Annotated in this window: 15 protein-coding genes; 11 read left to right on the top strand and 4 right to left on the bottom strand. The window is 72.3% G+C overall.

Annotation, left to right across the window (positions count from 1 at the left end; translation table 11 throughout):
* The first annotated feature begins 80 nt into the window (after positions 1–80).
* The 9 genes from A4U64_RS19765 to A4U64_RS19725 all read left to right on the top strand — a co-directional run bounded on the left by A4U64_RS19765 (position 81) and on the right by A4U64_RS19725 (position 15765).
* Entirely contained in the window at positions 81–9353 is a 9273-nt protein-coding gene (locus A4U64_RS19765; RefSeq protein ID WP_065923001.1) for a non-ribosomal peptide synthetase, read from the top strand.
* A gap of 4 nt (positions 9354–9357) precedes the next feature.
* The gene (locus tag A4U64_RS19760) at positions 9358–9597 is read left to right on the top strand and encodes a phosphopantetheine-binding protein (RefSeq protein WP_065923000.1); all 240 of its coding nucleotides are present in this window, start codon (positions 9358–9360) and stop codon (positions 9595–9597) included.
* Between the two features lie 7 nt (positions 9598–9604).
* Complete coding sequence (gene entS, locus A4U64_RS19755; protein WP_029541337.1) at positions 9605–10855, top strand: enterobactin transporter EntS; 1251 nt, start codon at positions 9605–9607, stop codon at positions 10853–10855.
* A gap of 271 nt (positions 10856–11126) precedes the next feature.
* The gene (locus tag A4U64_RS19750) at positions 11127–11867 is read left to right on the top strand and encodes a class I SAM-dependent methyltransferase (RefSeq protein ID WP_232334111.1); all 741 of its coding nucleotides are present in this window, start codon (positions 11127–11129) and stop codon (positions 11865–11867) included.
* Between the two features lie 110 nt (positions 11868–11977).
* A complete protein-coding gene (locus tag A4U64_RS19745) occupies positions 11978–12409 on the top strand; it encodes an SRPBCC domain-containing protein (protein ID WP_006931928.1) in 432 nt (143 codons plus the stop codon).
* Positions 12406–12729, top strand: coding sequence for an ArsR/SmtB family transcription factor (locus A4U64_RS19740; protein WP_006931930.1), 324 nt, complete (start codon positions 12406–12408; stop codon positions 12727–12729). The genes A4U64_RS19745 and A4U64_RS19740 overlap by 4 nt, the downstream gene beginning before the upstream one ends.
* Before the next feature lie 193 nt (positions 12730–12922).
* Positions 12923–14488, top strand: coding sequence for an alpha/beta hydrolase (locus A4U64_RS19735; RefSeq protein ID WP_065922999.1), 1566 nt, complete (start codon positions 12923–12925; stop codon positions 14486–14488).
* A 184-nt stretch (positions 14489–14672) separates the two neighbouring features.
* Positions 14673–14894 (top strand): hypothetical protein, encoded by a 222-nt coding sequence (locus tag A4U64_RS19730; protein WP_006931934.1) that lies wholly within the window; start codon positions 14673–14675, stop codon positions 14892–14894.
* A gap of 178 nt (positions 14895–15072) precedes the next feature.
* A complete protein-coding gene (locus tag A4U64_RS19725) occupies positions 15073–15765 on the top strand; it encodes a GTP pyrophosphokinase (RefSeq protein WP_081636925.1) in 693 nt (230 codons plus the stop codon).
* Between the two features lie 111 nt (positions 15766–15876).
* Here A4U64_RS19725 and A4U64_RS19720 read toward each other — a convergent pair whose 3' ends face one another.
* Complete coding sequence (locus A4U64_RS19720; protein WP_065922998.1) at positions 15877–16707, bottom strand: siderophore-interacting protein; 831 nt, start codon at positions 16705–16707, stop codon at positions 15877–15879.
* Positions 16708–16736: 29 nt separating this feature from the next.
* A complete protein-coding gene (locus tag A4U64_RS19715; RefSeq protein WP_065922997.1) occupies positions 16737–18173 on the bottom strand; it encodes an MFS transporter in 1437 nt (478 codons plus the stop codon).
* 109 nt (positions 18174–18282) lie between these two features.
* On the opposite strand from A4U64_RS19715, the gene A4U64_RS19710 reads away from it, so the two are divergent.
* A complete protein-coding gene (locus A4U64_RS19710) occupies positions 18283–19176 on the top strand; it encodes a phosphoribosylaminoimidazolesuccinocarboxamide synthase (protein ID WP_006931941.1) in 894 nt (297 codons plus the stop codon).
* A complete protein-coding gene (locus tag A4U64_RS19705) occupies positions 19173–21314 on the top strand; it encodes a S9 family peptidase (protein WP_065923537.1) in 2142 nt (713 codons plus the stop codon). The genes A4U64_RS19710 and A4U64_RS19705 overlap by 4 nt, the downstream gene beginning before the upstream one ends.
* Before the next feature lie 75 nt (positions 21315–21389).
* Here A4U64_RS19705 and A4U64_RS19700 read toward each other — a convergent pair whose 3' ends face one another.
* Positions 21390–22079, bottom strand: a complete 690-nt coding sequence (locus A4U64_RS19700) for a response regulator (protein WP_006931945.1) — start codon at positions 22077–22079, stop codon at positions 21390–21392.
* Positions 22076–23632: a sensor histidine kinase gene (locus tag A4U64_RS19695; RefSeq protein ID WP_065923536.1), complete on the bottom strand. Its 1557-nt coding sequence runs from the start codon at positions 23630–23632 to the stop codon at positions 22076–22078. Before A4U64_RS19695 ends, A4U64_RS19700 begins: the two co-directional genes overlap by 4 nt.
* Positions 23633–23782 lie beyond the last annotated feature (150 nt).

Genomic DNA, 23782 nt, shown 5'->3' with positions numbered 1-23782 from the left:
CCTCCCGGCACCCACGGCCCCCGCGTCCGGCGACCCGGGGGCCGTGTTCGTCGCACCTCGCACCCGTTCGTTAGGCAGATATGACCCGCACCTCCGCGCTCGAAGACATCGTTCCCCTCTCGCCGCTGCAGCAAGGCCTGCTATACCTCAGCACCGTCGCCGCGCCCGACGACACCGCCCGTGCCGCCGGAGCCGTCGAACCGGACGCCTACACCGTGCAGTCCGTGCTGCGCCTGACCGGGCGGGTGGACGAGGACACCCTGCGGACCTCCGCGCAGGCGCTGCTGGACCGGCACCCCGCCCTGCGCACGTGCTTCCGCCCCCGCAAGGACGGCCGCACCGCCGGCCTCGTCGTGCGCGGCACCGAAGCCCCCTGGCGCAGCGTCGATCTGACCGGTCTCGAGCCGGACGTCGCGGAGCGTCACCTCGCGGACCTGCTCGCCGAGGATCTACGCGACTGGTTCGACCTCACGCGGCCGCCGCTGATCCGCTGGCTGTTCGTGCGATTCGGGCCGGACGACGTGCGGCTCGTGCTCACCGCCCACCACATCGTCGTGGACGGCTGGTCCACCCCGATCCTGGTGCGCGAACTCCTCGAGATCTACGCCGCGGGCGGTGCCACCACCGGCCTGCTTCCGGTCCGGCCCTACCGCGACTACCTCGCGTGGCTCGGCAGGCAGGACCACGACGCCGCCCGCGCGTTGTGGCGCGAATCCCTCGACGGGCTCACCGAACCGAGCCTCGTCGCCCCGCCCGGCGCCACCCGGGCCACGACGCCGACCGCCGCCGTCGCCGTCGAGGTGCCGGCCGGACTCGGCGACCGGCTCACCGGCCTGGCCCGCGACGCCGGCGTCACCCTCAACACCGTCCTGCAGACCGGGTGGGCGCTGCTGCTGTCCGGGCTGCTCGGCCGCGACGACGTCGTCTTCGGCGCCACCGTCTCCGGGCGACCGCCGGAACTGGCCGGCGTCGAATCCATGGTCGGGTTGTTCATCAACACCGTGCCCGTGCGGGTGCGCCTGGATCCCCGCGCCACCGTCACCGAGCTGCTGCGGCGCGTGCAGCTGGCGCAGTCCCGCACCGTCGACCACCAGTACCTCGGCCTCGCCGAGGTACAGCGCGACGTGGGACTGGGGGAGCTGTTCGACACCCTCACCGTCTTCGAGAGCTATCCCGTGGACCGCGACGCGCTCGACCGTGCCCAGCGCGCCGGCGGGGTCACGATCGCCGCCGTCGAGGGCCGCGACGCCACCAACTATCCGCTCGTGCTCACCGCGGGCGTCGCCGACACCCTCGTCATGACCCTCGACTACCGGCCCGGCCTGTTCACCGCGGACGACGCCGCCGCCCTCGCCGGCCGCCTCGTCCACATCCTCGGTGCCCTCGCCGCCGCGCCGGACCGCCCGGCCGCCGCGCTGGACCTGCTCACCGGCACCGAACGCGGTCGCGTCCTCGGCACGTGGTCCGTCGCGCCGGCCGCGCCCTCGGACGGCACCGTCGCGGCGCTGCCCGCCTCGGCGGGTCCGGACACCCTCGCGGTGGTGTGCGGCGCCGAAGAGCGCACCTTCGCGGAGCTCGGGGCGAACTCGGCGCGGCTCGCGCGCCTGCTGATCGGGTTCGGTGTCGGACCCGACGTGCTCGTGGGCCTGGCTCTGCCACGCTCCGCCGCCACCGTGGAGGCCGTCCTCGCGGTGCTCGCCGCCGGGGGTGCCTACCTGCCGCTCGATCCGTCGTACCCGGCGGAGCGGTTGGCGCACATGGTCGCCGACGCCCGCCCCGGTGTCGTGCTCACCACCCGTGCCGTCGCCGACGAACTCGGAGCGACCCTCACCGGCAGCGGCGCGCGCCTCGTCGTGCTCGACGACCCGGACCTGCGCGCCCGGCTCGCCGCGCTGCCCGCCGCCGCGGTGGCCGACGCCGATCGTCTCCGCCCGCTCCGCCCCGGTCACGCCGCGTACGTCGTCTACACCTCCGGCTCCACCGGCCTCCCCAAGGGTGTCACCGTCACCCACGCCAATCTCACCGATCTCGTTGCCGCGCAGCGAGAGACGATCATGCGGTCGGCGTCCGGCACGTGGCGGGTGCTGCTGACCTACCCGTTCGCCTTCGACTCGGCCGTCGCCGCCCTGACCTGGCTGCTGTCCGGGCACACCCTGCACGTGCTGCCCGACGAGCACCGCACCGACACCGCGTTCGTCGTCGACTACGTGCGGACCCACCGCATCGATCATGTCGACTGCGTGCCCGTGCTGATGAGCGGACTGCTCGACGCCGGTCTGCTCGACGGTGACCGCCCCCGGCCCGCCAAGGTGACCGTCGGCGGCGAGGCAGTCGGATCGGCGCTGTGGCGGCGCCTCGGCGCCGCGGACGGCGTCGAGGCCTACAACTGCTACGGCCCCACCGAATGCACGGTCGACGCAACCTGCTCCCGTATCGCGGGAGACACCGTGACCATCGGCGGACCGACCCCCGGCACCCGGCTGTACGTGCTGGACCGGTGGCTGCGACCGGCACCGCCCGGCGTGGCCGGGGAACTGTACGTCGCCGGCGGGGGTGTCGCCCGCGGTTACCTGGGACAACCCGGCCGGACGGGGGAGCGGTTCGTCGCCGACCCGTTCACCGGCCGGGGCGAGCGGATGTACCGCACCGGCGACGTCGTGCGATGGTTGCCGGACCCGGTCGACACCGAACGCGGTGCCCTCGAATACGTGGGCCGCGACGACGACCAGGTCAAGATCCGCGGGTTCCGCGTCGAACTCGGCGAGATCGAGGCCGCGCTGGGTGCCGTGCCGGGGGTGCGTGCCGCCGTCGTCGTCGCGCACACCGACGCCCGCGACGTGCGCCGCCTGGTCGGCTACGTCACCGGAACGGCCGAGCCCGTGACCGTCCGCACCGCCGTCGCCGCCCACCTGCCCGAGTACCTGGTGCCCGCCGCGATCCTGCGGGTCCCGGAACTGCCGACCACCGCGAACGGCAAGGTGGACCGGAAGGCCCTGCCGGAGCCGGACTTCGGGGCGCTCGCCGGATCCGGTGCGCCACGCACCGCGACGGAGTCGGCGCTGTGCTCCGCGTTCGCGGAGGTCCTCGGCCTCGACCGCGTCGGCGTCGACGACGACTTCTTCACCCTCGGCGGCGATTCCATCGTCTCGATTCAACTGGTGTCCCGCGCTCGCGCCGCCGACGTCCGGATCACCGCGCGCCAGGTGTTCGAACTGCGCACCGTCGCCGCGCTCGCCGCGGCCTGCGAGTCCGACACCGGTGACGAGCAGCCGGCGCGGCCCGCCGGCGCGGCCACCGGCCCGGTGCCGCTCACCCCGATCGTGCGCGAAACCCTCGACCACGGAGGGGATCTGCGGCGCTTCGCGCAAGCCCGCCTGCTGATCGCTCCGCCCGGGCTCACCGAGGCGCACCTCGTCGCGGCCGTCGACGCACTGCTGCGCACCCATCCCATGCTCCGCTCGCGCCTGACCGTCGCCGGAGGCGACGCGGACTGGGTGGTGCCCGAGGGTATTCCGGACGCGGCGACGGCGGTGCGCCGGGTCTACGCGGCAGGTCTCGACGACGCGCGGTGGCGCGCCCTGTTCGAGGCCGAACGCGACCGCGCGCTGGCTGACCTCGACCCCGCGGCCGGGCAGATGATCCGCGTGGTGCTCCTCGACGCCGGCCCCGACGTGGCGGGCCGCGTGTTCGTCGCCGTGCACCACCTCGTCGTCGACGGTGTGTCGTGGCGGATTCTCGTGCCCGACCTCGCGGCCGCCGTCGATCGGGTGCGCCGCGGCGCCGCGCCGGACCTCGAGCCGGCCGGCACCTCCTTCCGGGACTGGGCGCTCGGGCTCACCGAAGCCGCCACGTCCGATCGCATTGCGCAGTCTCTGCCGCGCTGGCAGGAGATCGCCGAGACCACCGAACCGCCGCTGGGCGCCCGCCCGCTGGATCCGGCGCGCGACACCGTCGCCACCGCGCGGTCGCGCGAGGTGCGGGTACCCGTGGCGGTCACCGAGCAGATCCTCACCACCGTGCCCGCCGCGTACCGGGCGGGCGTCGCGGATGTGCTGCTCACCGCCCTCGCGCTGGCCGTGACGTCGGTGCGCGGCGGCGACGTGCTGCGCGTGCACCTCGAGGGCCACGGCCGCGCCGAGCACGCCGTGCCCGGCGCCGACCTCACCCGCACCGTCGGCTGGTTCACCACCCTGTACCCCGCCGTCCTCGACGTGTCCGGCATCGACCCGCACGAGGCCCTCGCCGGTACCGCGGCAGCCGGAACCGCTCTGGCCCAGGTCAAGGAGTCGCTGCGGGCCCTGCCCGACGACGGCCTCGGATTCGGGCTGCTGCGCCGGCTCGCTCCCCAAGGAACGCGGCACTTCCCGGGGTACCGGGCCCCCGACGTGATGTTCAACTACCTCGGTCGGATGACGCTCGGGGAGAACGCAGGTCAGGCGTGGACCGCCGCGCCGGAGGCGGGCGCCCTCGGCGGCGCCGTCGATCCCGGCACACCCCTCGACCACGTCCTCGACGTCAACGCCGTCACCGAGGACGGCCCCCGCGGCCCCGAGATCGTCTGCGAATTCACGGCGGCGGGCGTCCTCGACGAGGAGACCGTCGCCCTCGTCGCCGGCCGGTGGGTGGAGGCGCTCGCCGCGCTGGCCCGGCACGCCGGCACCCCCGGCGCCGGCGGACCCACTCCGTCGGACCTGACCTACCGGGGGCTGGCGCTGCCCGAACTCGCCTCGCTCACCACCGAACTCGGCCCGATCGACGACGTCGTGCCGCTCACGCCGCTGCAGCGCGGCATGTTCTTCCTCGCCGGTCTCGACGACGGCACCGGCACCGACGTGTACTCGATGCAGACCGTCCTCGATCTGCGCGGCGACCTCGACCGGGACACGTTGCGGCGCAGCGCCGTCGCGCTGCTGGACCGGCACGCGACCCTGCGCACCGGATTCCGCACGACCGCAGCCGGTGACCCCGTCGGCGTCGTTCTCCGGGATCCCGGCCTGCGGTGGACGGACGTCGACCTCACACACGACCCCACCCCCGTGACCGAATGTCACACCGCTTCGGTCAGATCGACGCGATGTGACATTCGGCCCGTCGAGGAGCGCAGCGACGACCTCGTCGCCGCCGACCGCGCCACCCGGTTCGACGTCGCGGCCGCGCCGCTGGTGCGGTTCACCCTCGTGCGCGTCGCACCGGACCGGCACCGGCTGATCTTCGCCGCCCACCACCTGCTGCTCGACGGCTGGTCGTCGCCGCTGCTGATGCAGGAACTGTTCACCCTCTACGGCGCGGGCGCCGACCCGGCGTCGCTGCCCGCGGTCCGCCCGTTCACCGACTACCTTGCGTGGCTGGGCGACCGCGACACCGACGAGGGCTTGCGCCGCTGGACCGAGGCGCTCACCGGCGTCGAGGAACCCACGCTGCTCGCCCCGGCCGGCTCGTCGCTCGACGCCACGCTGCCCGCCGAACTCTCGGTGCCGGTGCCGGCCGGCCTGGCCGCGCGGCTGCAGCGCCGCTGCCGCGACCTCGGCGTCACCGTGAACACCGCGGTGCAGACCGCGTGGGCGGTTCTCCTCGGCGCCCGGCTCGACCGCACCGACGTGACCTTCGGCGCCGTCGTGTCCGGCCGCGTCCCGGACGTTCCCGGCGTCGAGACGATGATCGGCCTGTTCATCAACACCGTGCCCGTGCGCGTCGCGCTGCGCCCCGGCGAGCCCGCCGCCGAACTGCTCCGGCGCGTCCAGGACGAGCAGAACCGGCTCCTGGATCACCAGTACGTCGGCCTCGCCGACATCCAGCGCGCCGTCGGCCTCGGCGAACTGTTCGACACCCTCATCGTGTTCGAGAGCTACCCGATCGACACCGACGCCCTCGCCCGCGCGCAGCGCTCCGGTGGTCTCGATGTCACCGACGTCCGCGGTCACGACGCCACCAACTTCCCGCTGGTGCTCGTCGCCGAACTCGACGACGAGCTCGCCCTCACCCTCGAGTACCAGCAGGCGTTGTTCACCGCCGCCGACGCCGGCGAGCTCGGCCGGCAGCTCGTGGGCCTCCTCGACCAGCTCGCCGGGGAACAGTCGCTGCGCGTCGCCCAGCTCGACGTCCTCGGTCCGGCCGAGCGAGGGCGGTTGCCCGAACTCTCGTCGACCGCTCCGGCACCGTCGAACGGGCACCGCACCGTGGCCGACCTGCTCGCGGCGCAGATCGCCCGCACCCCGGACGCGGCGGCCGTCGTGTGCGGCGCCGTGCGGCTCACCTTCGCCCAGCTCGGCGCCGCGTCGGCACGTCTGGCACGACGGCTGATCGACGAGGGCGTCGGGCCCGAGACGCTCGTGGGCCTGGCCCTGCCGCGCTCGGCGGACATGATGGTCGCGCTCTGCGCCGTGCACGCCGCCGGCGGCGCCTACGTCCCGATGGACCCGGCGTACCCCGCGGAGCGCCTCGCGCACATGGTCGGCGACGCGCGGCCGCGGGTCGTGGTCACGAACGGTGCCGTGGCGCAGACGCTGCGACCGGTGCTCGGTGGGGTGCCGGTGCTCGACCTCGACGACGAGACGGTCCGTGCCGACGTCGGGGCCCGCCCGGCCGCACCCGTCGCCGACCACGAGCGCACCGCACCGCTCCGGCCGGAGCACCCCGTGTACGTCATCTACACGTCCGGCTCCACCGGGTTGCCGAAGGGCGTGGCGATCACCCACGCGAACCTGCTCAACCTGTTCGACAGCCACCGCGCCGACCTGTACGTGCCCACCGTGGCGGGGGCGGGCCGGACGAGCGTGGGCGTCGGGCACGCCTGGTCGTTCGGGTTCGACGCCTCGTGGCAGCCGATGCTGTGGCTGCTCGACGGCCACGCCGTGCATGTGTTCGACGAGGACACCCTGCGCGATCCCGAGGCGATGGTCGCGTACGTCGCCGAACACGAACTCGACTTCCTCGAGGTCACCCCGTCGTTCCTCGACCGCATGGTCGCCGCCGGGCTGTTCGACGGCGGACACCGGCCCGCCACGGTCGGGTTCGGGGGCGAGGCCGTCAACCCGGCGCTGTGGCGGCGGTTGCGGGAGCTGACCGACGGACGTGCGTTCAACCTCTATGGGCCTACCGAGTGCACCGTCGACTCGCTCGTCGGACAGGTCACCGACGCCGACACCCCGTGCCTGGGCCGGGCCGTGCACGGCGCCGCCGCCTACGTCCTCGACCGGATGCTGCGCCCCGTGCCGGTCGGCGTCGCGGGTGAGCTGTACGTCGCCGGATCCGGCGTGGCCCGCGGCTACCTCGGCCGCCCCGACCTGACCGGCACCCGCTTCCTGCCCGACCCGTTCGGTCCGCCGGGAACCCGCATGTACCGCACCGGCGACGTCGTGCGCCGGGTCCCGGCCGGCGACGGCCGTATCACCCTCGAATTCCTCGGCCGCGGCGACGACCAGGTCAAGATCCGCGGCTTCCGGGTCGAGCTCGGCGAGGTCGAGGCGGCCCTGACCGCGGTGCGCGGGGTGCGCGACGCCGTCGCCGTCGCCCACACCGACGAACGCGGCGTGCGCCGGCTCGTCGGCTACGTCGTGCCCGACGGCGACGTGGACCCGGCCGTCGTGCGGGCCGTGCTCGCCGAGCGGCTCCCGGACTACATGGTGCCGGCCGCGGTGCTCGTGCTGGCCGCATTCCCCGTCACCGCCAACGGCAAGGTGGATCGGAAGGCGCTGCCGGAGCCGGACTTCGGGGCACTCGTCGGCTCGGGTGCGCCGCGCACCGAGCGGGAGGCGGTGCTGGTGGAGGTGGCCGCCGAGGTGCTCGGCCTCGACCGGGTGGGCATCGACGACGACTTCTTCGCGCTCGGCGGTGACTCGATCGTCTCGATCCAGTTCGTCTCCCGCGCCCGGGCCGCCGGGCTCCGGCTCACGGCCCGGCAGGTGTTCGAGCTGCGCACCGTCGCGGCCCTGGCCGCGGTCGACGAGACGGACACGGCCCCGGCGGCGGTGCCCGCGGTCGCCGCGACGGGCGACGTGCCGATCACCCCGATCGTGTGGGAGGCCCTCGCGTGGGGCGGCGACCTCGCCCGGTTCTCGCAGGCGCGGTTGCTCGTCGCGCCCGTCGGCCTCACCGTGGACACGCTCGGGAAGGCCGTCGCGGCGCTGCTCGACACCCATCCGATGCTGCGGTCCCGGTTCGCCGTCGCCGGGGGCCGACCCCGCTGGACCGTCCCCGAGACCGCACCGGGCATCGAGACCCTGGTGCGCCGCGTCGAGGTCGGTGAGGTCGACGACGAGCAGTGGGCGGATCGGTTCGCTGCCGAACGCGAAATCGCCTACAGGGCACTCGATCCGGAATCCGGAGTGATGGTGCAGGCGATCTTGTTCGACTTCGGGCCGCACCGCCCCGGCCGCGTGTTCGTCGCCGTGCACCACCTGGTGATCGACGGTGTGTCGTGGCGCATCCTCGTGCCCGACCTCGCCGACGCCGTCGAACAGGCCGGACGCGGCGAGACCGTCGCGCTGACGTCACCCGGCACGTCCTTCCGGGCGTGGGCGACCGGCCTCGCCGTGGCCGCGCGCTCCGAGCGGATCAGGGCCTCGCTGCCCGCCTGGCAACCCGCGGTCGACGCGGTCGAACCACCTCTCGGCGTCCGGGCCCTCGACCCGGCACGCGACACGGTCTCGGCGCTGCGCTCGACGCACGTGCGGGTTCCCGCGCCGGTCACCGAGGACGTCCTCGCCTCCGGGGCCGTGAACGACGCGCTGCTCGCGGCGCTCGCCGTGGCGGTCGCCTCGGTCCGCGGCGGCGACGTCGTGCGCGTCGAACTCGAGGGTCACGGCCGCGAGGAACAGGTCGTGCCCGGAGCCGACGTCGCGCGCACCGTCGGGTGGTTCACGTCGATGTTCCCGGTCGCGCTGAACCTGGCCGGTATCGACCCCGAGGACGCCCTGACCGGCGCGGCCGCCGCGCGCGAGGCCCGCGCGCGAGTCGCGCACGCGCTGAACGCCGTGCCCGACAACGGCATCGGCTTCGGACTGCTGCACCGCCTCGCGCCGGACCACGTCTTCGACCGCTATCGGCGGCCCCAGGTGGTGTTCAACTACCTCGGCCGGATGACGCTCGGCGAGGACACCGGCGCCCCGTGGTCGGGCGCACCCGAGGCCGTCGCGCTCGGCGGTTCCGTCGACCCGGCCACGCCGCTCGACCACGTCCTGCACGTCGACGCCGTCGTCGAGGACACCCCGGAGGGGCCCGTGCTCGACTGCGAATTCGCCGCGCCCCACGAGGTGCTCGACGAGCACACCGTCGCCGTCGTGGCCCGGCGCTGGGTCCAGGCCCTCACCGCGGCCGCCCGCATCCCCGAACCCGTTGCAACCGAGAAGGAGTGACCTCATGTCAACACAGTCCGGCATCCTGGACCGCGAGACGATCCGCACCGATATCGCACGGCTCCTCGAGATCGAGGCCGACGAACTCGACCCCGCGCTCAGCCTCGTCGACCAGGGCCTCGACTCGGTGCGTCTGATGGCGCTCGTGGAGCAGTGGCGCGGCGCCGGCGCGGATGTCGACTTCGTCTCGCTGGCCACCGAACCGCGGCTCGAGGCGTGGTACGACCTGCTCGCCCCGCGGTGACCCGGCCGTGGCCCTGATCGACAAGCTGGTCCTCGACGTCGACCCCCTGCGCACCAGCCGCGAATTCCGCTACATCTTCACCGCCCGGGTCGTGTCGCTGTTCGGCCTCGGCTTCCTCGTCGTCGCCGTGCCGCTGCAGGTGTACCGGCTTACCGGGTCCACCGCGCAGGTCGCCGCCGTGTCGGCGGTGCTCGGCGTGACCACCTTCGCCGCCACGTTCGTCGGCGGGGTGCTCGCCGACCGCTACGATCGCCGGCGCGTCATCGCCGTCGCCCGGGGCACCGCGGGCGTGGCGTTCGCGGTGCTCGCACTCAACGCGTTTCTGCCCGACCCGAAGATGTGGGTCGTCTATGTGGCGGCCGTGATCGACGGCGCGTGCGGCGGCATCTCCGCGACCGCGCTCATGGCCGTCACCCCCAGCCTGCTGCCGCGGGAGAAGATGGCGGCGGCCGGTGCGCTCATGGCCCTCACCGGCGACCTGGGCGCGATGGTCGGACCCGCACTCGGCGGGGTCGTCATCGCCGCCGGCGGAGTCGGGGTGGCCTACGCTCTCGCGGCATTCACCACCGCCGTGACCACGTTCTGCATCACCCGGCTGCCGTCCCTGCCGCCGACGCACGTCGCCGACGAGTCGCCGCTGCGCTCGGTGCTCAGCGGCTTCCGCTACGCGTCGGGGAACCGTGTCATCGGCGGCGTGCTCGTCTGCGGATTCGTGACGATGCTGCTCGCCGGCTGGTCGGTGCTCGTCCCCGAGTACGCCACCGAGGTGCTCGGCGCGGGACCGTCGGTGGTGGGGCTGCTCTACACCGCCCCGGCCGTCGGCGCGGTGATCGGCTCGCTCACCAGCGGCTGGACCGGCCACCTCCGCCGATCCGGGCAGGTGGTCTTCCTGCTCATGGCCGTCTCCGCCGCCGGGCTCGTCGGGGCGGGCCTCACCGCGACCGTCGCGGTGGCGCTGCTGGGCCTGGCCGCGCACGGCTTCGGCGACGCGCTCACCGACATCGTCCGGTACGCGACGGTCCAGAAACACACCCCCGACGAGTACCGGGGGCGCATCGCCGCGGTGTGGGCGGCGCAGGTCACCGCCGGTGCCTCCGTCGGCGCGGTGGTCGCGGGCGCAGTGGCGGCGCTGGTGCCGATCTCGGCGGCGCTGCCCGCGTACGGTGCCGTCGGGCTGGTGATCACCGCGCTGCTGTGGGCCACCTTGCGCACGCTGCGCCGGCTCGACGAGGGGACCTCGCTCGAGCGCGTCGCCTGAGCCCGTCCTGCCGAACGCCGCTGCGCCGGCACCCGTGTGCGGGTGCCGGCGCGGGCCGGTTCCGCTCGGTCGAACACGATCACGCCGCGGATGTTCTTGCCGGCGTGCATGTCCTCGTATGCCTCGGCGACCTGGTCGAGGGTGTAGCGGGTGGTGATCAGCGCGCATACCCCCGAGATCGTGAGCTACGCGGTCCGAAGGCTCGCACCGGCGTGAGACCCGCCTCGTCGTACCGCTGTTTCCGGACTCCGGCGAGGGGAATCCCGACGGCATGTCCACCAACGAACCGTTCGTGCCGTTCGAGCGCACACCCGGAGAAGAGATCGATGCTGCGCACCCCTCTGCACGCTGGATGACGAGTGACGCAGCGCAGGCCCGGGACTACGACACCTGGTTCGCCAGCCCGTGGGGCGCCCACGCCTGGGCCGTGGAGCGTGGCGCGATCGATGTGGCCCTGCCGGAGGTGGCAGGCCGCACCGTGGTCGAGATCGGCTGCGGGACCGGACGGCTCGTGTGCCATCTTGTTCACCGTGGTGCCCGTGTGCTCGGTGTGGACCTGTCGGCGGGCATGCTGGCCGTCGCGGCCGGCCGGGCACCCGGCCGGGTCGTGCGCGCCGACGCCGCCCGCCTGCCGGTGCCGGACGCTGCGGCCGACGCGGCCGTCACCGTCGCGACCCTCGAGTTCACCGACGCCGCGGCCGTGCTCACCGAGATGGCTCGCATCACTCGTCCGGGCGGGCGCATCGTCGCACTCACCCTGAACCCGACCAGCCCTTGGGGGTGGCTCGATCGGCCCACCCGCCGAGCGCCGTACTCGGACGGACGCTTTGTCACGCGGCGAGAGCTGCGCCGTCTGGGCGCTCGACACGGCCGAGCCCGGGTGCAGGGCCGGTTGTTCACCGCGGCGCATCCGCGGTTCGGGCACCGGCTCGAGCCGCCGGCGGCCCTGATCGGCCGGATCGTCCCGCAGTTCGGTGCCGTCCAGGCGCTGGTCGTCGACCGGACGCGATGAGAGGTGAGTCGCCGTCGCGACAACCATATTTCTGCAACTGGGGGGTTGCAGTCGAGGAAGAAAGGTGCAACCCTGGAGTTGCACAACCCCTACCCGAACTGGAGGCGATCATGGCCCCGCTCGACATCACCCGCACCATCGACATCGCGGCACCGGCCACCAAGGTGTGGTCCGCCCTGACCGAACCCGCACTGATCGCGCAATGGTTCGGCGACAGAATCGAATTCGACGCATCGCCCGGCGGTACCGGCACGTTCGGCTGGACGGGCCACGACGCCGGACCCTTCCGGGTGCTGGTCGAACACGTGGACGAGCCGAAGACACTGATCTACCGCTGGGCACGCGACGCGAATGTGGACCCGGTACCGGGCAACTCCACGGTCGTGCGGTTCGACCTGGCCGAGATCGACGGCGGCACCCGGTTGACGATGGTGGAGACCGGCTTCGAGGAACTCGTCGACCCGCAGTCGGCCCACGACGGCAATGTCGACGGCTGGCGTGCCGAACTCGGCGATCTGGTGGAGTTCCTGGAATCCCGGTGAACGATGTGCCGAAGGGCGTTCCAGCGGTGCTCGCGGTACTGGCCGACGAGACCCGCTGGAACATCCTCACCGCGATCGGCGCCGAGGACCTGTCCGCCAGTGCGCTCGCGGGGCGGCTGCCGGTCAGTCGTCAGGCGATCGCCAAGCACCTGACCGTGCTGGCCGACGCCGGGCTCGTGGAGTCGGTTCGGGTCGGACGGGAGATCCGCTACCGGGCGGTCGGTGCCCGGCTCGGCGAACTGGCCGGCGAGCTGGAATCGATCGGACGGCAGTGGGACCGCCGGCTCGAAGCGATCAAGCGCATCGCCGAACGTCCCTAGCCGCACGGGCGGCCGGAGCGCGGCGAGGCCCGAGCGGCGACGCGCTCGGCGAGGAGGGTGGAGCGCCGTCCCGAGGGGTTGTCCATCGACACCCTCGGGGTGGTGGTGCCGGTCGCCGCCGGCACCGACCCTGTAGTGGTCCGAGGAGAGATTCGCCTCTCCGATCGAGTACCACTGGAGGGCAGGTCGATTCATGGCGGCGAGTGGAGAGCGCAGGACCCGGGACCGGGTCCTGCGGTTCGTGACCGCAACGGGAGCGGCGACGGCACTGATCGTGGGCGGGTTCACGTCTCCGGTCGGCGCGGCCGGCTTCGCCTCGGCGGCGGGGGAGATCCCGCCGGGCCTCGAGCCCTTCTACACCCAGCAGCTCCAGTGGGGCTCGTGCGACGGCTACAGCACCGACGGATCGGACCTGGCCGGGGCCGGGCTCGAGTGCGCGCGGGTGACCGTGCCGATCGATTACGAGAACCCCCAGGGCGATACCGCGCAGATCGCCCTGTCCCGATCACGGGCGACGGGGGAGAAGGTCGGGTCGCTGCTCGTCAACCCGGGTGGACCGGGAGCGTCCGGCCTCGGGATGGCCGTCGTCGGCGCCGGCACCGAGCTCGCCGAGCGGTTCGACGTCGTCGGATTCGACCCGCGCGGCATCGGTGCGTCGACACCGCAGATCGACTGCCTGACGCCCGAGGAGACCGACGCGTGGCGGCAGGACCCCGCGGTGGACATGACCCCCGAGGGGATCGCCCGGGCGGAGCAGAACCGCCGGGAGTACGCGGCGCGCTGCGCCGAACGCACGGGCACCGACGTGCTGGCGCACGTGGGCACCCGCGACGTGGTGCGGGACATGGACGTCATCCGGGCCGTTCTCGGCGACCCGAAGCTGAACTACCTCGGCTACTCCTACGGAACCCGGCTCGGTTCGGCCTACGCGGAGGCGTTTCCCGGCAACGTGCGGGCGATGGTGCTCGACGGGGCGCTCGATCCTCAGCAGGACCCGGTCGAGGAAGCGGTGCGGCAGGCCGCCGGTTTCCAGCAGGCCTTCGACGCATTCGCCACGGAGTGCGCGACCCGCGAGGACTGCCCCCTCGGCTCCGATCCCGCGGTCGCAGTCGAGCGGTTCCGCTCGCTGGTCGATCCCCTGATCGATCGGCCGGCCGCGACGGAGGATCCGCGGGGGCTGAGCTACGCGAACGCGATCAGCGGCGTCATCGCGACCCTGTACTCGCCGGAGGGCTGGGAATACCTGCGGGACGGGCTCGCCGAACTGGTGCAGGGCCGGGGCGACACACTGCTGGTGCTGTCCGACATGTACGAGGGCCGGTTCGCCGACGGTTCGTACTCGAACTCTGCCGAGGCGATGGCGGCGGTGCGGTGCGTCGACGACGCCGCCGTGACCGACCCCGCCGTGGCCGGTGAACTCGACACCCGGTCCCGGCAGGCGGCCCCGTTCCTCGACGACGGCCGCGGCACCGGCAACGCGCCGCTCGGTGCGTGCGCCTTCTGGCCCGTGCCGCCGACGGGAGATCGGCACGCCGTGGAGGTCGACGGTCTGCCCCCGATCGTCGTGGTCTCCACCACCGAGGATCCGGCGACGCCGTATCAGGCGGGTGTGGACCTGGCGAAGCAACTGGACGCGGTGCTCGTCACGTACCGCGGAACCCAGCACGGCGTGGTGCTGAGCGGCCAGTGGTGCGTCGACCTGCCCGTCGCGCGTTACCTCGTCGATCTGGCTGTGCCGGAGGGGGATACGACATGCTGAGCCGGACCGGAGCCGATCCGTCGTGACAGACGTTCGGGGCGCCCGCGGTGGTCACCGCGGGCGCCCCGCGAATTCGGAGCCGAACGGCAGGGTTTCCCAAGGCTGCTGCCAGCTGCGCGGGTCAGTGTGGAGTCGTCCAACGGGCGGGGAACCACCTCGCCCCCGACGAGAGGACTGCGAAGTCGTGAAGGTTCTGAACACGAAGCTGGGCAAGGTCGCGGCGACGGGGACGATCGCGTTGGCCGCAGTGGGCGCCGGCGCCGGCGTCGCGAGCGCCGCACCCGGTTCGTCCCCGGTTCAGCAGCAGCCGGCGCCGCAGCACCAGCCGGCCCCGCAGCATCAGCAGCCCGGGCCGCAGGGGCACGGGTTCTGGCTGTTCGACCAGTGGGTGCCGCTGCCGTGGTGACGACTGCGCCCGTCCATCCCGGCTGAGGGTGCGCGGCGACCGTGCCGCTCCGGCGCGGTCGCCGCGTGCCGCCCTCACGCTCGTCACCGCGGCTCCGGGTCGGCGCCGGGCCGCACCCTCGGCCGACCTGGCAGACTCGATCGGGAAGGCGATGAGGAGACAGACGGTGACGGAAACGGTGGACGGCGCTGACGACGTGCAGCTGAGGCAACCACGAGTCGAGCCGGCGCAGCTCAACCTGGACCCGCCGCAGATCGCGCTCCAACGGGAGTTCCGCCGCGTCCTGATGGTCTACAAGTTCGGTATCGACGAGATGATGACCAAGATCAACATCCTCCGGGAGGAGTTCGGCTTCGCCCACGACCACAACCCGATCGAGCACGTCAAGTCGCGGCTGAAGACACCGGAGTCGGTCGTCGAGAAGGCCGTCCGCAAGGACCTGCCGCTCACCCTCGACGCGATCCGCGAGAACATCTACGACATCGCCGGCATCCGCATCACCTGCAGTTTCATCTCCGACGTCTACCGGATCTTCGACTTGATCACCGGGCAGCGCGACGTCCGGGTCGTCCAGGTCAAGGACTACATCGCACATCCGAAGCCCAACGGGTACCGGAGCCTGCACGCGATCGTCGAGGTCCCCGTGTTCATGTCCGACCGGGTGCAGCCGGTGTTCGTCGAACTGCAGATCCGCACCGTCGCGATGGACTTCTGGGCCAGTCTCGAACACAAGATCTTCTACAAGTACGACAAGGCGGTGCCCGTCGGACTGCTCGACGAACTCCGGGCAGCGGCCGCGACCGCCCGCGATCTCGACGTCCGGATGGAGGCCCTGCACGACCAGGTGCACGGGCCCGACTCGTCGCCCTGACCTCCTGCGGGGCGAGCGAATGTATCGCTCGCTACCGCTGAGGAGATGGACGATACATTCGCTCGGCCCGGGGCGGCCCGGGGCGGCGCGTCGCGCGTCGCTCGGCCCGGCTCAGGCGTCGTGCTCGGTGAAGTCCCGGTCGTGATCCGTGGTACGGCCGTACCCGGTCTCGGTCATGCCGTGCCGCCAGTAGCCGATGACGAGGGTGGACCTGCGGTCGAAGCCCGCCTCGTTCCGCAGGTACCTGCGCATCCGCAGCACAGTCGCGGATTCGGCCGAGACCCACGCGAACCGCTTCAATTCGCCGTCGGGGATCGGCACGGCGGTCGCCGCGTCGGCCAGGTGTGTGGTGGTGCCCGCGGGCGCCCCGTCGCGGTGCACCCAGCGGATCTCGATGTCGGCGGGGGAGCGCAGATCCTGCCGTTCACCCTCGTCGGCGACCTCGACGACGGCGGTGCCGCGGGCGCCCTCGGGTAGGCGTTCGAGCATGCGGCCGATCGCCGGCAGCGCCGTCTCGTCGCCGACGATCAGATACCAGTCGGCCGGGGGCGCGACGATCCCGCCGCCGCCGGCCGCCGCGATGCGGTCACCCGGACGGGCCCGCTCGGCCCAGGCGCTGGCCAGCCCTTCGTCGCCGTGCCGGACGAAGTCGATGTCCATCTCGGAGGCCGCGGGATCGAGCCGCCGCACGGTGTAGGTGCGGACCTGTGCCTTGAGCGTGGGGTCGGGCCACTCGAGGCGACGGCCGCCGGTGTTGACCGGCAGGTCGAGGTCGCCGTTCTCCCGCGGGAAGATCAGTTTGATGTTGGGCACGCGGGTCGGGTCGCTCGCGTAGACCTCGACCCCGCGGCCGGCGAACGTGACGCGGCGCATGCGGGGGGTGATGTCCTCGACCTTCGCGACTTCGATGACGCTGGGCAGCAGCCCGTCTTCGTTCGACATGACCCACACCTTAGGTGAGCCTTTCCAACCTAAGGGGTGCTGGGTGGTTCGGCGGGCCGGTTCGGCATCGTCGCGGCCGTCACCGCCAGGCCCACCGCGGCCACGAGAAGGGCGACGAACACCGGAGCCACCGCGTCGGCGAGCCGCTCCGGCTCCAAGGGGCCCGACCCGGCGACCCCGTCCGCGGCCAGCGCCGAGTTCGCCAGCGCGCCGAACACCGCGACCCCGACGGCGCTGCCGATCGATCGGGCGAACGAATACGCCCCCGTCACCACGCCCCGCTCGGCCCACGTCACGCTCGACTGCGCCGAGATCAGCGCCGGGCTCGCGATCAGGCCCATCCCGAGACCGACCAGCACGCAGCACACCGCGACGTGCCACACCGGCGATTGCTCGTCGAGCAGCGTCAGCAGACCCGTGCCGGCCAGCACCGGCACGGACCCGATCATCGCGGTGTTGCGGAACCCGATCCGCAGGTAGAACCAGCCGGAACGAGCCGCCGCGAGCGGCCAGCCGATCGTCATCGTCGACAGGGTGAATCCCGCGACCAGTGCCGTGGTGCCCAGCGACCCCTGCACGAACGCGGGCACGTAGGAGGTCAGCCCCAGCACCACGGCGCCGACGAGGGCAGCGACCGCGCTGCTGGTCAGCACCACACGACGGGCGAACACCCACGGCGGCAGGATCGGCTCCGGCGCCCGCCGCTCGACCCACACGAACAGCAGTAACAGCGTCGTGCCGGCCGCGAACACCCCGGCGCTCGGCGCCGATGCCCACGCCCACGCCTGCCCGCCCTCGAGCAGACCCAGGATCAGCAGACCCGAACCCGTGGCGAGCGTCGCGGCGCCGGCCAGATCCACCCGCCGCCGGGCGGCCGGGGGCCGTGGCTCGGCGAACGCCCGCAGCAGCACCCCCGCGGCCAGCGCACACAGCGGCAGGTTGACCCAGAAGATCCACCGCCACGACACATAGTCGGAGAACACGCCGCCGACGGCGGGGCCGACGATCGCCGACATGCCCCACACGCTCGCGAGGTAGCCCTGCGCCTTTGCGCGCTCGGCGACGGTGTAGATGTCGCCGGCGATGGTCTGCGCCATCGGCAGCACGGCCCCCGCCCCGAGACCCTGCACCGCGCGGAAGGCGATCAGTGCCGGCATGCTCCACGCCAGCGCGCACAACGCCGAGCCCAGCGCGAACAGCGCGATGCCGAACAGCAGCACGGGTTTGCGCCCGTACACGTCCGACACCTTGCCGTAGACCGGCACGAGCACGGCCTGCGTGAGCAGGTAGCTCGAGAACAGCCACGGGAACTGCGTGAAGCCGCCGAGGTCCGCGACGATGGTCGGGACGGCGGTGGCCAGGATGGTGCTCTCGAGTGCGACGAGCGCGGTGGCGAGCATCAGAGCCGCGAGAATCGGTCCGCGTTCCGAGCGCAGACCCACGTCGATCCGGGGTGCGGCCGACATCACGCTCCTGTTCGGGGTGGGGTTCCGGTCACGATCATTGTCATAGTGAACGATCCGGCGATCGGACGGGGGTGCGGTGCAGGTCGGCGCGGCGCACTAGGGTGGCAGCGTGCGTCCATCACTCCAGTCCTACCCCCACCTCGCCGGCGGCAAGGTCCGGGACCTGTATGTCATAGACGACGAGCACCTGCTCCTCGTGGCCAGCGACCGGATCTCGGCATACGACCACGTGCTCGACACCCCGATCCCCGACAAGGGCCGGGTGCTCACCGCGATGAGCGTGTTCTTCTTCAACCTGCTCGAGGTGAACCACCACCTCGCCGGGGAGCCCGACGACGAACGCATCCCCGCCGAGGTCCTCGGCCGCGCCCTCGTCGTCAAACGGCTGAAGATGGTGCCGATCGAGTGCGTGGCCCGCGGCTTCCTCACCGGGTCGGGCCTGCTCGACTACCGGAAGACCGGCGCGGTGTGCGGCGTCCCGCTGCCCGAGGGCCTCGTGGAGGCCAGTCAGCTGCCGGATCCGATCTTCACCCCGGCGAGCAAGGCCGAACTCGGCGACCACGACGAGAACATCACCTTCGAGGAGGTCGCCGACAAGGTCGGCGTGGATCTCGCCGTGAAGCTGCGCGAGGACACCCTCGACATCTACGGCCGTGCCGCGATGTACGCGGCGGACAAGGGCATCCTGCTCGCCGACACGAAGTTCGAGTTCGGCCTCGACGACGACGGCAACCTCATCCTCGCCGACGAAGTGCTCACCCCGGATTCGTCACGCTACTGGCCCGCCGAGGGCTACGAGCCCGGCAAGGTGCAGCCCAGCTTCGACAAGCAGTTCGTGCGCAACTGGCTGACGGGCCCCGAGTCCGGCTGGGACCGTGCGTCCGACACCCCGCCGCCGCCCCTGCCGCAGCACATCGTCGACGCCACCCGGGAGCGCTACATCGAAGCCTACGAACGGATCTCGGGCCTGTCGTTCGCCGACTGGTGGGGGCCGAGCGCATGACCCCGCCGATCGCCAAGCGGGTCCCGTCCGAGCGGGTCCATCACGGACACACCTTCGTCGACGAGTACGAGTGGCTCCGCGACAAGGAGAATCCCGAGGTCATCGCCCATCTCGAGGCCGAGAACGCGTGGACCGAGAAGCAGACCGCGCATCTGGCGCCGCTGCGGGAGCGGATCTTCGAGGAGATCAAGTCCCGCACGCAGGAAACCGACATGTCGGTGCCCACCCGCATGGGGGACTGGTGGTACTACGCCCGTACCGTCGAGGGCAAGCAGTACAGCATCCAGTGCCGCTGTCCGATCGCCGACCCCGACGACTGGAATCCGCCGGAGCTGGCGCCGGGTGTGGAACTGCCGGGCGAGCAGGTGCTGCTCGACGGCAACGTCGAGGCGGCCGGGCACGAGTTCTTCTCCCTCGGCGCGTTCTCGATCAGCCACGACGGGACGCTGCTCGCGTACTCGGTCGACGTCGTCGGCGACGAGCGCTACACGCTGCGGTTCAAGAATCTCGGCACCGGCGAGCTGCTCGCCGACGAGATCCCCGGGACCGCACCCGGCGCGACGTGGGCGATCGACCACAGCCACATCTTCTACCTCACCGTGGACGAGTCGTGGCGGCCGGACACCGTGTGGCGGCACCGTCTCGGCACGTCCCACACCGAGGACGTCAAGGTCTTCCACGAGCCCGACGAGCGGTACTGGGTGTCGGTGGGTACCACCCGCAGCGAGAAGTACCTGATGATCTGGGTGGGATCCAAGATCACCACCGAGGGCTGGGTGCTCGAATCCGCGGATCCCACCGGCGAATTCCGGGTTCTGCTGCCGCGCCGCGAGGGCGTCGAGTACGGCGCCGAGCATGCCGTCATCGGCGGCGAGGACCGGTTCCTGGTCATGCACAACGACGTCGTCGAGGTGGTGAACGACGCGACGGGGGAGATCACCCGCGAGAAGGCGGAGAACTTCGTCCTCGCCGAGGCGCCAGTGGACGATCCGTCGGCGCTGCGCACTCTCATCGGGCACCGGCACGACGTGCGTCTCGAGGACGTCGACGCGTTCGCCGGGCACCTCGTTCTCGGGTACCGGCGGGAGGCGCTGACCCGGCTCGCGGTGTGGCCGCTGACCGCCGACGGCTACGGCGAGCTGACCGAACTCGAGTTCGACGAGGAGCTCTTCGCCGTCGGCCCGGGTGCGAATCCGGAATGGCACCAGCCGATGCTGCGGCTCGGCTTCACGTCGTTCATCACCCCCAGCCGGGTCTACGACTACGTCGTGGATTCGGGAGAGCTGTTGCTGCGCAAGGCCCAGCCGGTGCTCGGTGACTTCGACCCGTCGAACTACGAACAGCGCCGGGACTGGGCGGTGGCCGAGGACGGCACCCGTATCCCGCTGTCGATCGTGACCCGCAAGGGCACGCCCGAGAACTCGCCGGCGCTGCTCTACGGTTACGGGTCGTACGAGGCCAGCATCGACCCCGGTTTCTCGGTGGCGCGCCTGTCGCTCCTCGACCGGGGCATGGTCTTCGCGGTGGCGCACGTGCGGGGCGGCGGCGAGATGGGCCGGCACTGGTACGAGAACGGCAAGACGCTGGCGAAGAAGAACACCTTCACCGACTTCGTCGCCTGCGCACGGCACCTGATCGACGCCGGTGTCACCGGCCCGGACCGGCTCGTCGCCGACGGCGGCAGCGCGGGTGGCCTGTTGATGGGCGCGGTGGCGAACCTGGCGCCGGAGCTGTTCGCCGGGATCCTTGCGAACGTGCCGTTCGTCGACCCGCTCACGTCGATCCTCGATCCGTCGCTGCCGCTGACGGTGATCGAATGGGACGAGTGGGGAAACCCCCTCGACAACCCCGAGGTGTACGAGTACATGCGCTCGTACAGCCCGTACGAGAACGTCGAGGCGAAGGAATACCCGGCGATCCTCGCGATCACCAGCCTCAACGACACCCGGGTGCTCTACGTCGAGCCGGCCAAGTGGGTGGCCAAGCTGCGCGCCACCAAGACCGGTGACGCCCCGTTGCTGCTCAAGACGGAGATGAGCGCCGGCCACGGCGGCGTGTCCGGCCGGTACGAGAAGTGGCGCGAGGTGGCCTTCGAGTTCGCGTGGGTGCTCGAGACCTCCGGGGCATACCGCGGCTGAGAACCGCCGGGGCCGAATGTCACATGCGTTCGATGTAAACGACACGGTGTGACATTCGGCCACAACGGCCGCCGCTCAGCGCGGGGCGTAGCGGATCTGCGGACGGCCGGCACGGCCGTACTCGGTGTGCCGGGAGGCGACGCCGTCGTCGGCCAGGCGCTCCAGATACCGCCACGCCGTCACCCGGGACACGCCCACCGCGCTGCCCACCTCGGCGGCCGTCAGCGGGCGCGACGCGTCCCGCAGGCACCGGGCCACCGCATCGAGGGTTTGCGGCGCAACGCCTTTCGGGGACGAGGCGCGCGGATCGGAGGTCCGCAGCGCAGCCATCGCCCGGTCGATGTCGTGCTGGCCGGTGGCCGTGCCCGACGCGCCGAGCGCGTCGCGGTAGGCCAGGTAGTGGTCGAGCTTGTCGCTCAGGGCCGCGAATGTGAACGGCTTGAGCAGATACAGCACGATGCCCCGGGCGACGGCGGTGCGGACGACCTCGAGGTCGCGGGCGGAGGTGACGGCGATGATGTCCGGGCTCGGGCGGATCCCGCTCATCGCTGCAGCCACGTCGAGGCCGCTCATGTCGGGCAGGCCGATGTCCAGCAACACCAGATCCACCGGCTCGGCGGTCCGCGCGGCGTCGGCGACGGCGCGCAGCGCGGCCTGCCCGGTGTTGGCGACGGCGACGACCCTGAACTGCGGCAGCCGATCGACGTAGGCGCGGTGGGCATCGGCGATGCGGGGCTCGTCCTCCACGACGAGGACGCGAATCATCGTGCGCCGCCTCCGTGCTCGGCCTGCAGGGGGATCTCCGCGACGACCATCGAACCCAGCGACGGTTCGGTCCGCAGAGTGCCGCGGTGCCGCGCCACCACCTGCGCGACGAGGGCCAGGCCCAGGCCGTGGTGGTCCGCCTTCGTGGAGTAGCCCCGCGCCATGGCACGGGCGAGGGTTTCCGGCGACATCCCCGGCCCGCTGTCCGCCACCTCGACGATCATGTTCGAATCATCCTGCCGTATCGTCACTTCCACCCAGGGCTCGTCGACGGCCCGCGCGGCGTCGATGGCGTTGTCCACCAGGTTGCCGACGAGCGTCACCAGGTCCCGGGTGCCGAGCGGCGTCGCGCCCAGTGCGGTGTCGTCGGTGACTGTCAGCTCCACGCCGCGCTCGGCGGCGTCGTTGATCTTCCCCAGCAGCAGGGCGACCAGCGCGGGTTCCTGCACCGACGCGGTGAGCCGGTCGATGAGCTGCTGCGACAGGCGTAGCTCCTCCGTCGCGAACGCGACCGCCTCCTCGGGGCGTCCCAGTTCGACCATCGTGACGATGGTGTGCAGCCGGTTCGCCGACTCGTGCGCCTGCGCGCGCAGCGCGTCGGCGAATCCGCGCACCGAGTCCAGTTCGCCCAGCACCCTCCGCAATTCGGTGCGATCCCGCAACGTCATCACCGTGGCGATCCGTCGGCCCTCCCACTGCACCGGGCTGCGGTCGACGACCAGGACGCGGTCCTCGGTGAGAAGTACGTCGCCGCGGGCGTCCAGGTCCGAGCCGGCCACCCGCAGCGCCTCGGGCAGGTCCTTCGTCGTGACCGGGCCGTCGCCGAGGCCGAGCAGGCGCCGCGCCTCGTCGTTGACGACCTCCACACGTGCGGGCTCGTCGGTGCCGAGCACGATCAGGCCCTCGCCGATCGCGTGGAGGACCGCGTCGTGGTGCTCGTAGAGCCGGCGCAGCTCGTCCGGTGCGAGTCCGAGGGTCTGGCGGCGCAGGCGCCGGCTGACGAGCACGGCGCCGGCGGCCGCGACGGCCAGGGCCGCGGCCGACAGGCCCAGGAGGGCGGGCAGCCCACGGGCGAACTGGTCGGCGACCTTCGCGCGGGTGACGCCGACGGCGACCAGGCCGACGACGCGTTCGTCGTCGAGGATCGGCGCCACCGCCCGGATGGACGGGCCGAGCGAGCCGGCGTAGGTCTCGGTGAACGCGGTGCCGGCGAGGGCCGGTTCGATGTTGCCGCTGAACGGCAGACCGATCATCGCGGGGTCGGTGTGGGTGTACCGGGTCCGGTCCGGCGCCATCACCACGATGAAGTCGGTGCCCGTCGCCTCCCGGATCCGTTCGGTGCGCGGTTGCAGCACCGCGGTCGGGTCCGGCGTGCGCAGCGCCGCGGCCGTCGAGTCGGACCCGGCCAGGGATTCGGCGATGGCGAGGACGGTGCGGCGGGTGGCGTCGTCGCTGTCGCGGCGCTCGTCGATCCCGACGAGGACGGTACCTGCGGCGATGACCAGGGCGAGCACAGCCAGCTGCAGCACCAGCAGCTGACGTGCCACGCTCATCGACGGCCGGTGCGCGGTCGGCGGCACGGACGTACTCCTTCCGGATGCCGGTGGGTCCGCCTCGTGAGCGCGACATCACCTGAACGAAATGAACGCAATCTTCACCGGGTGAGGCTGCGCTACCACCATTTCTATCAGGAACGTGACCGC

Origin of the sequence: Rhodococcus sp. WB1 (assembly GCF_001700945.1) — a bacterium.
Lineage (GTDB): Bacteria > Actinomycetota > Actinomycetes > Mycobacteriales > Mycobacteriaceae > Rhodococcus > Rhodococcus aetherivorans.
Note: the sequence above shows the minus strand (reverse complement) of the source record. Positions and strands in the feature narration are given on the sequence as shown.

Bases quoted from the DNA above. Each gene is read 5' to 3' on its own strand.
- A4U64_RS19765 (WP_065923001.1), top strand. From the start codon at position 81: ATGACCCGCACCTCCGCGCTCGAAGACATCGTTCCCCTCTCGCCGCTG.
- A4U64_RS19760 (WP_065923000.1), top strand. From the start codon at position 9,358: ATGTCAACACAGTCCGGCATCCTGGACCGCGAGACGATCCGCACCGAT.
- A4U64_RS19750 (WP_232334111.1), top strand. From the start codon at position 11,127: ATGTCCACCAACGAACCGTTCGTGCCGTTCGAGCGCACACCCGGAGAA.
- A4U64_RS19745 (WP_006931928.1), top strand. From the start codon at position 11,978: ATGGCCCCGCTCGACATCACCCGCACCATCGACATCGCGGCACCGGCC.
- A4U64_RS19735 (WP_065922999.1), top strand. From the start codon at position 12,923: ATGGCGGCGAGTGGAGAGCGCAGGACCCGGGACCGGGTCCTGCGGTTC.
- A4U64_RS19720 (WP_065922998.1), bottom strand. From the start codon at position 16,707: ATGTCGAACGAAGACGGGCTGCTGCCCAGCGTCATCGAAGTCGCGAAG.
- A4U64_RS19715 (WP_065922997.1), bottom strand. From the start codon at position 18,173: ATGTCGGCCGCACCCCGGATCGACGTGGGTCTGCGCTCGGAACGCGGA.
- A4U64_RS19705 (WP_065923537.1), top strand. From the start codon at position 19,173: ATGACCCCGCCGATCGCCAAGCGGGTCCCGTCCGAGCGGGTCCATCAC.
- A4U64_RS19700 (WP_006931945.1), bottom strand. From the start codon at position 22,079: ATGATTCGCGTCCTCGTCGTGGAGGACGAGCCCCGCATCGCCGATGCC.
- A4U64_RS19695 (WP_065923536.1), bottom strand. From the start codon at position 23,632: ATGAGCGTGGCACGTCAGCTGCTGGTGCTGCAGCTGGCTGTGCTCGCC.